General features: G+C 57.2%; 9 protein-coding genes and 1 tRNA gene. 3 read left to right on the forward strand and 7 right to left on the reverse strand.

Going from position 1 to position 15,577, the window contains the following annotated elements; all coding sequences use genetic code 11:
* Window positions 1-336: 336 nt before the first annotated feature.
* From ACUN0C_RS19460 to ACUN0C_RS19490, 7 genes are all read right to left on the reverse strand, one after another.
* Entirely contained in the window at window positions 337-999 is a 663-nt protein-coding gene (locus ACUN0C_RS19460) for a sulfotransferase family 2 domain-containing protein (RefSeq protein WP_445468073.1), read from the reverse strand.
* Complete coding sequence (locus ACUN0C_RS19465; RefSeq protein WP_445468074.1) at window positions 999-2,987, reverse strand: rhamnosyltransferase WsaF family glycosyltransferase; 1,989 nt, start codon at window positions 2,985-2,987, stop codon at window positions 999-1,001. Before ACUN0C_RS19465 ends, ACUN0C_RS19460 begins: the two co-directional genes overlap by 1 nt.
* Before the next feature lie 29 nt (window positions 2,988-3,016).
* Window positions 3,017-4,525 (reverse strand): sulfotransferase family protein, encoded by a 1,509-nt coding sequence (locus ACUN0C_RS19470; RefSeq protein ID WP_445468075.1) that lies wholly within the window; start codon window positions 4,523-4,525, stop codon window positions 3,017-3,019.
* Between the two features lie 255 nt (window positions 4,526-4,780).
* Window positions 4,781-5,458, reverse strand: coding sequence for a sulfotransferase domain-containing protein (locus tag ACUN0C_RS19475; RefSeq protein WP_445468076.1), 678 nt, complete (start codon window positions 5,456-5,458; stop codon window positions 4,781-4,783).
* Complete coding sequence (locus tag ACUN0C_RS19480; RefSeq protein WP_445468077.1) at window positions 5,455-7,032, reverse strand: glycosyltransferase; 1,578 nt, start codon at window positions 7,030-7,032, stop codon at window positions 5,455-5,457. The genes ACUN0C_RS19475 and ACUN0C_RS19480 overlap by 4 nt, the downstream gene beginning before the upstream one ends.
* Window positions 7,033-7,294: 262 nt before the next feature.
* Window positions 7,295-7,371, reverse strand: a tRNA-Arg gene (locus tag ACUN0C_RS19485).
* 517 nt (window positions 7,372-7,888) lie between these two features.
* Window positions 7,889-11,473: a glycosyltransferase gene (locus tag ACUN0C_RS19490; protein WP_445468078.1), complete on the reverse strand. Its 3,585-nt coding sequence runs from the start codon at window positions 11,471-11,473 to the stop codon at window positions 7,889-7,891.
* A gap of 182 nt (window positions 11,474-11,655) precedes the next feature.
* Here ACUN0C_RS19490 and ACUN0C_RS19495 point away from each other — a divergent pair, with 182 nt between their 5' ends.
* The 3 genes from ACUN0C_RS19495 to ACUN0C_RS19505 all read left to right on the forward strand — a co-directional run bounded on the left by ACUN0C_RS19495 (window position 11,656) and on the right by ACUN0C_RS19505 (window position 14,971).
* The gene (locus ACUN0C_RS19495; protein WP_445468079.1) at window positions 11,656-12,666 is read left to right on the forward strand and encodes an NAD-dependent epimerase/dehydratase family protein; all 1,011 of its coding nucleotides are present in this window, start codon (window positions 11,656-11,658) and stop codon (window positions 12,664-12,666) included.
* Between the two features lie 190 nt (window positions 12,667-12,856).
* A complete protein-coding gene (locus ACUN0C_RS19500; protein ID WP_445468080.1) occupies window positions 12,857-13,858 on the forward strand; it encodes a hypothetical protein in 1,002 nt (333 codons plus the stop codon).
* Window positions 13,859-13,963: 105 nt separating this feature from the next.
* Entirely contained in the window at window positions 13,964-14,971 is a 1,008-nt protein-coding gene (locus ACUN0C_RS19505; RefSeq protein WP_445468081.1) for a hypothetical protein, read from the forward strand.
* Window positions 14,972-15,577 lie beyond the last annotated feature (606 nt).

Below are 15,577 nucleotides of genomic sequence, written 5' to 3' on the forward strand. Positions count from 1 at the left end.
GACCTCCCTGATCTGCGAAGCAGCCGGAATGGAGCATCTGATCGTCGAACGCGGATCCAATGCCAATGGCATCCGGACGGCACTTCTCGAGCAAGGCACGATCCCAATCAGCCTCGGCAAGCGCATGATGTAGTACGTCAGCGCCCCTACAAGGGCTGCTGACGCATCGAAGCCGTGGCTGCAATCTGGAGGGCTCCCGCCGCGGCGCCACACACTACGACAAGCTCGCCCGAGACAACCAGCAGCAGTCGAACTCAGGAACTCGCGCCGAAACAGCATTCTGGCTGAAACTGAGTGTCTACCGTAGAGCGTCAACCGCGACCGTGCAAAGCTCGTTTACTGCTTCAAGAAGGTTGCAACCGCTCTTTGATACACATCAACATCCTGAACGGAAAGGCTAAAGAGTTTGCGCTCGTGCTCGGCCGTCACAGGGACAATGTTCACATCATCCCGCACAACCCGTCGCCCCTCCGTCGTGTTAACAGTAGGCACCCTCATGGCCAAACGATAATTAAACATGGTTGAAAAAGCTTCGACGCTATGATGTAGCTTTTCGGTTACAAATATGAAATCGTATTCCTCAATCTCGCGACCAGCCAAATGAACGCTCATCGCATTTAATGTGTTCGGATCGGCTGAAGCAAACTCGACAGCATCCATCTTGCCGGATGCAATAAGCGGAGTACGCCAGTCTCCATTCGCCTTTTCTAAACCCACATGATAATATTGAGATACAATTCGCTTCACAGGATGTCTTACACACGATATGAATTTTGCGGACGAAATCGTATCTGCGTACTTCCTATAGTAAAAGTGACCGTGTATAAACTTAAAGTATTCGCAAATGAAAGGTAGACCTGAAGCAATAAGTGGACTGATCACTAATGCGTTGTCGTAAGATGGTGAATAATCCCAGAAAACCCGCCGCCCTGAGCAGTAATCAAAGATATTTCCGAGAGATGTCCCCGCGGTCTTGGGAATGTGGATGGAAACATACATCAAATCTGATCCTCGGCTTCAAGATCGCGCAGCGCACCCTGCAAGGCGGCATCCCAACTGCTCGGACCGATCCGACGGGCCGATCCCAGGCGGGACGCGCCTGCGCTGACGCGGGCGACAGCCTTCCTTATCGCATCGACAACGCTCTCGATAGTCGCCCCGGCCGGAATGAAATTGGGCGAGATCCTCTCCAGTTCGGCGGCGGAGCGGTTCTCGAAGGAGTTCGTCACGACCTGCGCGCCAACCTGAAGCATCTCGTAGGGCACGACGCTTGGATGCGGGGCGTGCATCAAGCTCAGGCCGACCACCACGTTCTCCATGAGCTCCTGATATTCCGCGATCGGCACCCGCGCACGGATCTCCAGCCAATGCGGCCCCGCCAGATGATAGGGTGGATGGTCGCGCATGGCCCCAACTCCCACGAACCGCCAGTCGTCGGTGAAAACGTTGGCTTCGACCGCGGCCCTGAGCGCCATGACGCCAACCTCGAACATGTTCCGGCCCGCATGCATTTCCGGCCGGGCGTAGAAGAGCAGCGTCTTCTGGCTCGGCGTCTCGGCCACCGGTGGGCGTATCGAGGTGACGCAATGTTGGAAGCATGTATGCGGCGCGGGAGGGTCATTCGCGAACACGCCGATTCGATGCTCGCGAAAGTAGCGCTTTAGCACTTCCGAGTTGAAGACGGGAAAATGCGGATAAGCGTATGCCGAGGAGACCATGTAATGGAGTGCGTTGTGCTCCAGAAAGATCGGCTCGTACTCCTGGACCAGGAATGACACCCTCTCGTGATTCGTCTTCTTCACGAGGTTCCTGGCAAACAAGACATCCCACGCCGAGTAACACAGAAATCTATCGTTCGGTCCGATGCGAACGCCCGTCTTTGCCGTATAAACCTGAGCATCACGGAATGCGGCGCTTTCTTCCTCCGCGGCATGATAGAAAAAATAGTTGAGGCTCTCGTCCTCGCTCTCGGTCTTGACGACCGACATCCGGGATCCGCGCTTGTGAAGCTGCTTTGCCAGCTCGATCAGCGATCGATAGCCGCCGAAAAAGAGGTCGGGGTTGAGATCCGGAACGACCAGGTGGAGGGTCCGTTGATGGTCACGCGTCTGTACGATCGGCGGCGCCGCAAGGCGCCGCTGGATGTCGCGGACGCGGTCGAACGCCACCGGGCGGGTTATGCCGTAATATTTCTGCTCGAGCGTGGACTCGAGACGATACTGCGGGAGGCGCCCTTCCGCCTTGCCCGACAGCAAATAATGCTGATAGCCGCAGAGTAGCCGCCCCGCCTTCACCGCATCCCGGATATCCACGTAAAAGGCCCGATAGAACTTTTCGTCGAACTGCGGATTAGGTGAGTATTCCTCGGCAGCTACCTTGGAAAGGTAGATACTGATCAAATCGGCTACTGTAAATTCACTACCGAATCCATACTTTTTCCGGAAAAATTCAGGATCGAAGGTAGCGCTCAGGATTGCCCTGAACGAAGGACGCGTAGCGTCACCGGAAAAGAAGAAGCGTGCATATTCCTTATAGATGGAATCTATACTTAGCGAGGGGAAAAACTGGGAGAATCGGCTTAGAAGCGCATTGCCTTCGATCAGGCGAACGATGGCATCATGATCATTGTCAAGCGAGAGCGGAGAAGTTGACTGTTCAATGGTGCGCTTGAACGTTTCGTTCGGGTAACGCCCCTCGAAGGCGCCATGGAATACGAAGTGCTGCAACCCGCTCAAGAATACCTTGTCGGACACCGCGCGCGAAACGTCGGGGTACTCGAGCCGATAGAAGACCTCGCTGAACACCTCGTTTGGATTAACAACACCACCGTCTTTCGATAGCTCAATATAGGCGGAAAGCGGGTCTTCGCTGGGCAGCTCCTTGTTAAGAATGCTTCTTGCAAACCGCTGCATGTACTCGACGTCGAGCGCCTGCCGCAAAGGTTCCAGGGTGTCCGCGTAGGCAGGTGCTCTGACAAAATCGTTCATGACTCTACCCGGTCTGTCTGCACAAGCAGTTAGCGATTGTGTCCGTTCGATGAGGAAGAAGCTTTCGAGAGTTCGTCCACACGGTTCTCGAGGCGAACCAGCCTTTCCCGCTGCTCGCGGATCACGTCGTCCAAAGTCGATTCGAAATGCAGAACCTGTTGCTCTGTCAGGACCGATCCGAGCAGCCATCTGGCGCGATCGAGGGCCTTCTTTAGACGAACCGCGCTCTCCTGCTGCTTGAGTAGCGCAACCTCCATTGCATCGCAATATGCTTCGAACGGGGCCGTGCCGGTCAGGAAGTCGGCGTAGAGTGCGTCAAGCTGCGGCGCGAGATCCGTCTCACCGCCGGCCAGCCGCTCGGCCAGCGCGAGAAGCGGCTCGTACCAGCGAGCGATGGGCGAGCGGGGCGCCTGGCGCGCCTCGTCGGTGTGGTGAACGAGATCGGCGACGATGAAGGCATCCAGGCGATCCTGGAGAGGACCCCCGCTCCTCGGCCACTCGATGCCAAGCCTCTGTGCAATCGAACCCAGCGAAGCGGCGGGGTCGGCCGCGAAGGCTTCCGAAAGCAGGAACACGCGCGGGATGTCCCGCGTGGTGCGCTCGGCGTCCATCACGTGCCGGAACCAGAGAAGCAGCGCCTTCTCCCGCGGCATGCCGTCCCGCTTCTGAAGGGACAGCGCCACGGCGAGCGGGTGCCGGATCGGAATGATCGCCAGCGGGCGCGCCCCGAACTCGGCGAGCACCTCCCGCCAGAACGGCACGCAGCGGCATATCCTGGGATCCTTGAGCGCGAACAGGGCGGCCGAGCCGAACTCCGCCTGGAGGGCGAACTGCAGCTGTCTGCGGATCTTGTCGAGCTCGTCCGGGGGGATGCGCTCGAGCGAGAGCGCGCGCCAGTCGTGCCATCGCGATCCGGCCGCCGTCAACAGGCGCTCCAGTGCGGCGTTGATCTGCGAGCTCTCGAAATACCCCTTCGGATTGTTCCCGTCGGCCGGCAGCAGGTTGACCGGTATTGCGGCTCCCGCGTGTGCAAGCGAACCCGTGATCGCCGAGGTCAGGCTCCGGTGCATGCCGAGCACCAACAGAGCGACGGGCGCGCGCGCATCTTCGCCGCTCTGGCGAACCTGGCCAGATTCCGCCCGATGACCGGCCGCGCTAACGTTGGTCCGGCCCTTCGCTTCAGACCGATCGCGACTGTTGCGCTCAGCGGCCGCTTTCGGGCGGGGATCTCCGGGTTCCATGGCGAAGCCATCCTTCTCGCTGCGTTCGACGGCGGCACATTGCCTATCAGGGTTTCGTCGTCCCGGGCTAGGCAAAGAGGAAGGAGCCAGGGCCTCTCGGTCCGTAGGCCCGCCCGCAGCCCATCCGTCCTGGCGATGTGTTGCGGACCAAACGGCCGTGTGGTCGAGTGATCCGATGATCAGCCACAAGCATCGAGCGATCTTCGTCCACATCCAGAAGACAGGCGGCAGTTCGGTGAACGAGGGCGCGAAGCAATAAGCGTTGCGGTGCCTTGGTCGCTTGGTCTCAGCAACCATGCTCTGATGGCGAGGGCGTGCCGTGTTCGACGAGTGCTTCGGCGCAACCGAGCCAGTTCCCTTCCTCAACCGGCTCGTTGAACGAGGCGCACGAGAGCGTTCCACAGACATTGTCGCCATAACCGTGCACACTTCGCTCCAGCTGGCGCCGTGATCGAGCAGGAACTGCGTGAGGGTTGCATCGCCTCGGACTACCGCACAGCTCACGTGCCAAGGCCGTCGCCACTTCTAAATGATGACCGTGTTGCCCCGTGGCTAGGTCTCGACCCGCGCCTCGACGCCTCCGAACACCTCGTCGAGATAGGCTAGGTCCTCGGCCGGGAGCGCTACTGCAAAGCTGCCGACTTGGCCCTTCCGCACCTTGGGTGCCCCATTTCTTCGCCGCAGCCAAGGTTCCGAAAATCTGCCGCTGGCCTCGAGCACCCGCATATTTGCGAAGCTGGCGGCCTCGACGGCTTTGTCGAGAGCGGACGGGGGAAGCGCAAAGCCGTAGTGGGCTAAGACCCTGCCCAGCACGGCGCGGAAATCTGCGTGGCACGCTTCATAGGTAATCGGCAGCGCGATGCCTTCGGCGCAAAGCATCGACCACTGCGCCTGAAAGGCAGCTAGGTTTGCTGCACCGAAATAAGGATCGCGGATGAACTCCGAGATTGAGCCGGCGTATCCGAAAAAATCCGCGAAGCGACCGGTGACTTGGTGGTACAGGCTGACCATCACGTCGCGAGGTTCGCGGCTTAGATAGACGATGGCGCGGCCGTCTCCGTAGCGGGCGCGACGAGCAGCGAAGTCGAAATCGAGCGGCGGCTTGCTGCCGTTGTTATATTCGAATCCATCGTGATGAAAGTTGATCTGGTCGGCGACACCGAGATGGTGCAGAGCGAACCGCAGCCAACTGCGCCCCGATTTCGGAAAAGAGATGAAGTCGCGCCTCATCCCACACGACCTTCTCTGGCGAACAGGTAGAGACTGCCGGTGCTAGGCGCACCGTCCGTGACTGCTGCCTGAAGGGTGAGGCCCTCGGCCGCCAGCACGGCTTCGATAGCGTCGGCCTGGTACAGCGCTGCCGGTGTGCGGACAACGAACCATGAGGAAGCCCGCGCCGCGGCACCCCTGAGCACGTCGAGGCGGGTAGCCGCTGGCAGGTGGTGGTGCAGTCCTAGATACAGGACAATGTCGTAGAAGGGCTGCAGCCGACTGGCATGGGCCCGTTCGAAAGCATTCCAGTCGGAAAGATCGGCTGTGGTGAAGCGGGCGGTCGGGAACTGGCGACATAGGTGGTCCGCCAGTTTGACCCTGCCGGGGTCACGTTCGAAGCCGACCAAGGTCGCTGCGCCGCGCTCCAGCAACCGACGCGCGACTATTCCGTCGCCGGCACCGAGGTCGCAGATGGTCTTTGCCTTGGCACGTGCGAGAATGGGCTCCAGGCCGTGCAGCCGCTGCGCCTCCGTCCATTTCCCATACAGGCCGATGCCAGGCGACGAGGTGTAGTGGCTCTGCGCTGGTCGTTCGATCAGCCTCAGCAGTTCGGCCGAGTAAGACACCCAAGAAAAGGAGGCGACGTGCCGGCGTGCGTTGCGCGTGAGCCTGGCCGTAAGCTCCGCGTCGTCTTTGAGGCGCGCGATGGCGGCGGCAATAGTGCGAGCGTCCGGCTCGGCTACGACAAGCGCGGTCTCCTCCTGCATCGCGATCGGCAGCGTGCCATGCGGTGTGCAGATCGTTGGCACACCGCTCGCCATCGCTTCGGCGACGATGTTGGCCCAGCCCGCAAAGGTCTCGGTATGCACAACGCAGTCGAAGCCTGCATAGTGGCTTGGCAGCTCTGCCTCCTCCACGGGGCCGAGCAGTTCCAATCGCCCGCTTTCGATAAAATCGCGTGCGCTGTCGGCGAGGGCTCCGGGAGCGCCAAACAGCCTCAGAGACACTTCCGGGCTGGATAGTCTGACCGCCTCGACCAGCGGGCCGGGGTTCTTGTTCGCCTGCGCGCCGATCACGAAGGGATCGCCGTGCGCGCGCCGCCGGCGGCCGGGATCGGGCGTGAAGGCTTCGAGATCGACTGCGCCTTCCAGATGGTGGAAGGCATCGGCAGCGAAATCGGTGTAGTCGCCTGGCACCCAGTGACGGTTATTGAAGATCACTACTTGCGGCGCGAAGGCATGGTTCACCTTCAGGAAGCCCGCTCGCCGGGTCTGGTCGTTCAGGACGTGCTGAACCCGTACGCCGAAATTCTCCCGCCGAAGCTCTGAAAAGAGCTCGATTGTCTTCGCCGGAAAGCCAGCGCCGGGCACGAAGGTTGCGTCCCATTGTCGCCGGCCGGCTTCCGCAAGGGGCAGCACCTCGAACTCCGTGGTGCGATGGCGGGTCGGATGATCGGCGAATGTGGCGAAGGCGAGCTTGTGGCCAAACTGCCTGATAACGCGGCCAACGCGATCGAACCGGAGAAGACCACCAGAGATGACGACCTCATGGCAGGCCACGAGGATGCGCTTTCCGCCATTGCGCCCTTCCACTGTCACAGTCCGTTCGCCGTGCAAAACCCGGCCGTACCATACGCCAGCGCTCGCGTCGCCGCAAAACGGCACCATCAGTTACCCGACGGCCGCTGCATGCTTGGCGAGACCAGGCGAAAGAACGCCACTGATCACGAGATCGAGAACCCTGAGGGGTTGCAGCAATGCGGGCGGCCGCCATAGCTGTGCACGCGCCCTGCCGCAACCGCTCGCCCTACTCCATAGGATCGGTTCTCAGCCTCGTTCCGGAATGGCGGGATTTTGGCGCGCCCGAAAGGATTCGAACCTCTGACCCCCAGATTCGTAGTCTGGTGCTCTATCCAGCTGAGCTACGGGCGCCCGGCGGCATGCGCCGCGATGTGGCTGGGAAAATCAATGCAGATTCAGTCACCTGGTTGTTGTTGCCATCTGTCGCCGCAGCTGCCTCCTGCGACCGACGTCACATGTGGAGTCCCTGCAGCGTTGTGACAAGAGTGTGACAGGAGGAATTCTGAGCTGTTCCGTCACGGGTCCAGCGCCTCTCCGGCAGGATTGGCATTCCTAACGTGTCGGCCTGTGACGCCACCTAATGCTATGGTCTATGGTGCCCGCCCTTCGCCCAGACCGCCATGAGCACCTGAGAGATGCAACTGGGAGAATCGGGTGCGCGGATCGAAGGGTCTGCGCGCCGGTTCGGGTGAATGAGCCGCGTCCGAGAGGGGATGGTGTCGCTGAAACGACCAGCTGAATGAAACGGAACTATTCGTGCGCTCCCAAAGCCAGATTGCACGCCGCACGCTTCCTCCGCTGGAGTGTAACTGCACTCTCCATCGCATCCAGAGTCTACGAGGTAATGGGCGGTTGACGTCAGTAGTCATTACGAATCCTCGGCGCCAGGCAGCACGCCAGCAAGTGCTGTAGACTGATCCGAGAACATGCGCTCATAAATCTCCGCATAAGAACGAGCTACTTCAACCATGTCGAAGCGGCTCGCGCATTTCTTTGCAATGCCTGCCGCTGTGGCACGACGGGCTGGTTCAAGCATTTCCAACAGAGCATTCTCGAGGGCAGCAAAGAACAGATTGCTGTTTCGAATGTTTGGCAGCAACACACCCGCGACTTCATTCCCATGGCTGATCATCGCTCCTATCTCACCAATGTTGGTAGCGATCACCGGACGCCCCTCCTGTAGGGCTTGGACGAGCACAAGTGGATAAGATTCCCCCGCAAACCTGGTTGGCAGTAGGACCACATCAGTAAGCCGGAAGACGCCGTTAATCTCGGAGACATAACCCAGGAAATGGACGTTCTCGGCGTCCGCTGCGACGCGACGAACTTCCTCCTGCGCTTCCCCTTCGCCGATCATAATAAGATGGACATCCCTGCGGCCATGCACGTCCCGCAGACGACGAAACGCGTTCAAGGAAGCTCGCCAGCCTTTCCGCTTTATTCCCCGCGCCACCAACGTGAAGACAATGTCGTCCGCGCCGATACCAAGATCAACGCGGTCGAAGGGAGCAGGCCGAGGATCGGCCGGCATCGCGTTCGGCAGCTTGACAAAACCGCTAGTATCCATTCCCCGCGCTTCAAAGAACTCCAGATTGCGGTCGGCGGTGTAAACCCAGAGGTCAACGTTCGCAAGGATCGCTTCAATCTTAGCCTCAGGCACCCCATCCAAAAAGGCATATGAGCCATGTAGCGTCACAATCAGGGGGCGTTCCAGCCGTTTGCCGGGAGTAAGTTCCGTCAGAAACGACTCACACAGCACCATATGGCTATGCAGAACGGAAATCCCGGTTCGATCGAGATAAGCAGCCCGGCCGGCCCTCACAACATCGATAGTCTGGTACACGGGAATGGACGGCGCAAGTCGCGAAAGCATATCCTGGTTGATGGACTGCATGTCCATCGCCAACATAGACACTTTCACTCCACATGCGGTCAGCGCATTGGCAAGATTAATTGGGAACAATTCCCCGCCGCCAGGACTAAAACCAAGAAACAATATTTGTACGTGCGGAACCTCCCGCACTTGCTTCAAAGCCTGCCCAACACCCAGACCTTCCTCGAAGCTACCCAAAACACTATCCATGCCAAAATGCGTGTACTGCGCCTTCACCTTCTCAACAAACTTGAGCCGCGTTTCGCGCGGCACCTCCCAATGGCGCGCAATCTCTCGGAGAATTCGCATATTCTCTTTATAATAGTATGCCTTATCAAAGTTCTTGGCAGAAGTGTTGGCACTATGCTGGCGGAAATAACTGACAGCTAACGGTTCATACGCAATCTGCCCGCCCCCAGCGATATGAATATATAGGTACCAATCGCCGCAAATACGGTAAGTACGGGCCTCTTCCCAGACCTGGTCAGGCAAAGAAACGTTCCGAAATACACAGCCACCGACATTTGCTATAACGTTATTGACCCCAAACGCACCCGCGAACCATTGTGCTGCTGGGCGTACAAAAGACCCATTCCAAATACCTGCTTCCGCGCCCTCCCGGTACGCATCAAGCCCCCCAATCGCTCGACCTTCTGCGTCCGAAAACTGAATGCGCCCAAAAGCCATCGTGACAGAACGGTCAGCAAAATGTGGAACAATTCTTTCGAGGAAATCTGGTTCGCAAAAGTCATCGCTCTCGCAGATCCAGATGAGATCACCCCTAGCCTGTACAATGCCTTTCCTCCACTGGATAAACACACCCCCGGAGTTCTTGTTGTTAAACGTCATCCTCAAAGGAAGACCAAGACCAGGTGCCACCTCCTCGATAACAGCCCGGCTGTCATCGCTGGAGTTATCATCAAGAACGATTAGCTCAATGTTCCTGTAGGTCTGATCGGCAATAGAACGGAGGCGTTGCTCCAAAAACGGAGCGTGATTGTAATTTGGAACGATGACTGACACGAGCGGCGCATAGTTTCGCTTCGCATCCGTAATATAGTTCATCGTTTCTCTGCGTTCAGCGCGCCCAAACCTAGCATAGTGCAGCAGTGGCGGCACACCAGCACGAGCGATATCGGGATACCTCTCAATATAAAAACTTGTGGAAAAGTCTGGGGCAGGGTCATATCCCTGACGCCAGCCCAAGGCCAGATAATGTCGGCGTGGATCGAGACTGGCAACCTCTGGGTGCCTATCCAGATAAAAGCGTTCGTCGAAGAAGGGGGCAATGGAAACCAAGTCCTCCTCTGAAACCTGTTGAAGTGGGTCAGCAGACGCAGGCACGGCGTCATTCCGCAACGATTGCTCCCGCGGAATGCGCCCTTCCGCCCTGCCTCGCAGCACATAGTGGACAAAAGGATTGATTTGAAGTTTGGATAGGCCTGGATTGCTCTCTAGGTAAAACTTTGTAGAAAACTCGGGGGACGGATCTCTCCCTTCCTTCCAGCCAAACACAAGATAATGGTGAAAAGGGTCTATTCCAGCAGCTGCAACGTCAGGATTGCACTCCGCGTAAAAGCAGAAGTCGAATTGCGCGCGCACGCGGTCGTAAAAATCATGCGAAAGAGCGCTGACCTCCCTGTGAGCAGCCTCTTCAGTCGATAATACCGGATCAGCGGAATGCTTTCGCAGTCCGATACTATGTCCGACCGTGGCATAATGAAAAAGGGGGTTCTCATCCCGCCATCGTGACTCAGGATTGCGAGTCAGATAGTAAGACACGGAGAAATTGTTAGATGGGTCGCGCCGTTCCCTCCAGCCGTGGTTGAGAAAATGCTCGAGCGGATCAATTCCCCCGCGTGCGATATCGGGATTTGCGGAGAGGTAATAGTCTGCATCGAAAGCCGCGAGCATTCGCTCAGCAACACGCCAGCTTCCGAATCGCCGATAAAGCCGGTGGAGGGCTCCGCGCTGCTCGCTCGCCGGACACGGGCGGCGATGCTCGTGCATTCCGATCTGCAGGAAGTGAATGAGCGGCTGCCATCCTGCGAGGCGCACATCCGAATAGGTTTCAAGGTAGTAGCTTGTCGAGAACTCCGTCGAGGGGTCGAGGCCATCCCGCCATCCAGTTGTGAGATAGTGGAAGAGCAGCCGGTCAAGTGACCAGCCGTTTAGGCCGGTTTCTTCTGCGTAGTGACCCGAATCGAACAACTCTGAGGCCTTCACGGCAGCGAGGTCAAACGCACCTGGCCAGCGTGCGAGCGCGGCCGAAAGGTCTTCGAATTCGAGATTTGGGACAAGGGCACGCCAGGCAGGACAATCGTGGCGAGGAGTTGGAGCATACCCCTTGCGCCATCCTGAGTCTAGAAAGTCGACAAGTGGTGCATCGTTGGTCGGCCCATAACGGGAGGCATAGAACGCCACATCAAAGTTCGCAAGAATATCTGGATCGGCCAAGGCAGCACGGCGCAATGACGCCTCCGCCGCACTGAGCGCGTTTTTCTTCTTGTCGGCGAACACATTATTCAACGGGATTTGCTCCTCAAGCGGCTCAGCGCACTCCGTTTTCGGCGCCCACACTGCGGCCTTGTCACGCGCACATTTTACGCCGAATTGCAAGATGCACGCAAATGTTGTGACTTGGGGGCTCAACGCCTCTCGGCGGCAGAGGGGTGGAATCAGAGCGCAGCCTCGGCTACTGACGTGGGTTGCAGCACGTCGGGTTCGGGTTTTTCCACGTCCGAGTTGGAGAGGGCCAAGGGATGGATGCGACGATGCATGAGTCCGGAGTTGCTTGCAAACTGAGCGGGCTTCGCGTTTTAGTGGTTGGAGGGGCTGGGTTCATCGGACAGCACGTTGTAGCAGCATTTCGCGATGCAGGTGCTGCGGTTTCAATCCTTGACAGGGTACCGCCCCCTGAAAGGCGGAATGAGCGGGACTGGATCGTTGGCTCTATTGCTGATGCGAGCCTCGTCGCGTCAACGGCCGCCGGCAGCGACGTCGTTGTCTTCCTTGCAAACTCCAGCCTTCCTGGCTCTTCGCACGCCAATCTGGCTGCCGAGGTCGAGGCGCACGTTGGAGTCACCGTCCGCGCAGCGGAGATTTGTGCCGCACTTGGCGTAAAGCGCTTTCTCTTCGCCTCGTCCGGAGGAACCGTGTATGGCATCGAGCCGCAGGAGGCTGGGGGGCTCACCGTTGACATGCCAACGCGCCCGCTGAACGCCTACGGTGTGTCCAAGCTAGCAATCGAACATTATCTCCGTCTCATTGGAGAGACCCGCGACATGAGCACCGTAGTGTTGCGTATCTCTAATCCATACGGAGAAGGGCAGCGGGCCGTTCGGTCCCAGGGTTTTGTCGCGGCTGCGATGGAGCACGCGATCTTCGGAACCCGCTTACCGGTTTGGGGTGACGGAACGGTCGAGCGCGACTTCATCCACGTTGCCGATGTCGCGAAAGCCTTCGTTTTGGCGGCTAACTGCGAGAGCCGAACGCCCGTGCTGAACGTTGGGGTCGGTACCGCCGTCTCACTGAACGCGATGCTCCGGATGATTGAAGAAGCGGTGGGCAGGCGTATCGCAGTGGATTACCAGCCCAGCCGCGCCATCGATGTCCGGCGAAACTTCCTTGACATCACCCGCACGACGCGGGAGATCGGATGGAGGCCGAGCATTGATTTGGCGAGTGGGCTTGAGCGAACGGCACGATGGTGGATCGATGAAGCTGCAGATTCGATCACGCTTCGTCCACCCTCGCGCCGAACTGACTCATGAGCTCATCGGTGGATCATTTTACGCAACCGGCAAAACAATTTCAGACTCACCATGCGTTATGTGACTACCAGGGGGATTTTTTAGCTGTGCGGGTAGCCAACGGATAGATCGGCGGCCTCACCTTTCGCTGCTAATGCTGGAACTAGACTTTTGTTCTCGACTTCACCCGTTTGAAAGATCGACATCACACATGAGACGTCATCTTTTTCTGCACATTGGGAGCCCCAAAGTAGCATCAAGCTCGATTCAAGATTTTTTATTTCGCAACACGCATAGACTTCGCCAGTTGGGCTACGAAGTCGCCAGCAAAGATCTAACGACGGGTGGCCATGGCGGTAATCCGTTGTGGCTTCTTGAGGATCTGTACCGCGCACCGGACGGCGCAGCGCAGTTGTCGGACAGATTGCGCTCCGCATCCGGTCACAAGATCGTTATTTCCGCTGAAAACATGGGTAGTGTTAGAGCCTCCGAATTGTTCGCTCCCCTCTCCGAGGAGTTTACTTTTAATGTTCTTTATATGGTGCGTCGCCAGGATGACTGGATTTACTCCGCCTGGAAACAGTGGCAGTCAAAAACAGGCAAGACACTGGAGCATTATGTGCGGATCGCCCTTTTAGAGCACACACCTGACTTTGTGGCGATTGCAAATGCCTGGCGTTTGCTAGCAGGTGAAAACCTTTCAATTGTATCTTTAGACACCACGCGGACGCCTCTTGAATCCGTAGTGTCCGGATGGCTCGGATTAGAAGACGAGCAGGCACACAGTTTCGAGAAGTCCGGGCCCCGTAGCAGGAATGAAAGCTTTGACTTTGCTATTCTTGACATTCTGTCGCGACATTCGGCTGTGTACCAAGATGTTCATGATCGCAGGATTGAAGAGTTTCTTAGTCACAGGTCACGCCTTGCATCGAGCCGCAAGTTTAGACTTTCCGACGAGCTCTCTCAAGAGATTATGCGAGAGTTTTATGATGATAACGTGGCTTTGCTTGGAAAAGAGGCCGCTGATAGCTTGGCGCTGGCGAACCGAGCCGACAGACACTCTGCGCAAAGTGGTGCAGATCTGTTGGACCAGCACGACTTCACCCTTGCTGCCGTTCTTGAGGCTATGGGGGAGATGGCCATTGAGCTTGTGCACCTGCGAGCGCGTTTAAAGAGGCTTGAGGGGCAAGGAGCACAGCCACTTGACCTGTGAAATGGCAGAACGGCCTATCGATTTGTGGGACAATTGGCGCGAATTCGTATCCGCTCGCTATTTTCAGCAGAGCTTCTGCTGAACGTGAGCACGTAAAAGGATCCAATGCATAGACGAGCTATCATTCACATCGGCCTTGAGAAGACCGGTACGAATACGATCCAACGTACGCTCTACAAGCTACGAAACACGTTATTGACTGATTTTGGGATACTATACCCCGATTTATCCCATAATCACAGCATTGATTTAGGTCTCGCTTTCAGGGCCAAGTTGCCAATGTACCTCCAGATTAGAGAGCCTCGATCGAGGGGTGGTGATCCTCAGGTCATCCAGCAATTGAGGGAGCGGGTTGCGGTGCGCCTTGAAGGCGCGATCCGGACGCGTAGTTGGAGTACCATTATTTTGTCCGGTGAAGCATTAGCAGACTTTAACCAAGATGAAGTTGACAAATTAGCGAATTGGCTCCGGCCCCATGTTGACGACATTAATTGTATCGTGTTCTTGCGCGATCCGTTTGACTGGACGCGCAGCATTATACAGGAGCAGCTCAAGGGTGGGAAGACGTTGGATGATTTGTTAGCATCCCCGCCACGACCGAGATGGGAACGACGGATTGGTAGATGGATTCATGCGCTTGGCCGCAACGGCGTTACTGTTGTTAAGTTTGAAGATTCGATCCCCAACATTTTTTCAAGTTTTCTAGCGGCGGCGGATCTGCCCTTGAGACTTATTGCAGAGATGCAATATAATGAGAATAAGAATACGTCTATGTCCTTTGAGGCTGCGCTTATCCTCAATAGCATGAATGGCATGTACCCCCTTTTCCGGAATGGGATGATTCCGCCTAACCGGAGTTACAGAAACACGATTGGAGCCGTCGCTCGGATACCCGGCCGTAAGTTTGAAATTCGAGATGAGACGTTGAAGAAAATTATTTATGATATCCGTTCTGATTTAAGCTGGCTTCGAGAGGAGTTCGATATTCATTGGTATTCAGGTGAGATTCCAGCCTCTTCTGATGTTACTGAGCCATTCTCCCGTGACACTGCCGATGAGTTGGCACGGATTATTTGGAACCTCTCGGAATCACGGGATGCAGGTCGGGCTTGACCTAGCAATGGCGTATCTGCGCAAGTCCCCAATTTTCTTCGGCCGACATCAAGCCCGTTGATCTTCATTGGAGGGCCGCTAGACTGGTTCGGCTGGAATTTGCCAGCTTAACAACAACGGACCATGACCATGGCACCCAATCCGGATCGAAAGCGCCTCCGTGAAGTAAACGAGAGGATGAAAGCACTTCGTGAAGTTAGCAGTAGAGCTCGCGATGAAATGACGCAGCTAAAGGCGGAGCGGGACGCCCTCCGCGAAAGAGTATCTTCAGTGAAAGCCTTGTAGCACTTCGGGAATGCTGGAGCGGCGAAGGAACTGCTCCAGCGTTCGAATATCATCATGGCCTTTGATAATAGGTCGATAATGTTCAGCGCCGTTGAGGTGTTCAGTTCAGATCCGCTGGCGATCATGGAATGGGTGTAGGCGAAACATGTGCGTAGCCGTGTTGTATCGCGCGTGGTCTCGTTGCGGCTGTGAGATGCGGCTAATTACATGATCACAGGGTTCCGATGGTGCGCTGTTCTCGCCGGAGCGAAGAGTGCTCTACGGGTCATGTTCAGCACTGCAGCCCCCAAACGACCGCGGCCGTCGCTCGAGCGATACAGC

The sequence above is a fragment of the Faunimonas sp. B44 genome (assembly GCF_052655945.1).

What these genes read in the sequence shown, in the direction of transcription:
- ACUN0C_RS19460 (WP_445468073.1), bottom strand. Translation starts at nt 999, where the DNA reads ATGTATGTTTCCATCCACATTCCCAAGACCGCGGGGACATCTCTCGGA.
- ACUN0C_RS19465 (WP_445468074.1), bottom strand. Translation starts at nt 2,987, where the DNA reads ATGAACGATTTTGTCAGAGCACCTGCCTACGCGGACACCCTGGAACCT.
- ACUN0C_RS19470 (WP_445468075.1), bottom strand. Translation starts at nt 4,525, where the DNA reads ATGGTTGCTGAGACCAAGCGACCAAGGCACCGCAACGCTTATTGCTTC.
- ACUN0C_RS19475 (WP_445468076.1), bottom strand. Translation starts at nt 5,458, where the DNA reads ATGAGGCGCGACTTCATCTCTTTTCCGAAATCGGGGCGCAGTTGGCTG.
- ACUN0C_RS19495 (WP_445468079.1), top strand. Translation starts at nt 11,656, where the DNA reads ATGGATGCGACGATGCATGAGTCCGGAGTTGCTTGCAAACTGAGCGGG.
- ACUN0C_RS19500 (WP_445468080.1), top strand. Translation starts at nt 12,857, where the DNA reads ATGAGACGTCATCTTTTTCTGCACATTGGGAGCCCCAAAGTAGCATCA.
- ACUN0C_RS19505 (WP_445468081.1), top strand. Translation starts at nt 13,964, where the DNA reads ATGCATAGACGAGCTATCATTCACATCGGCCTTGAGAAGACCGGTACG.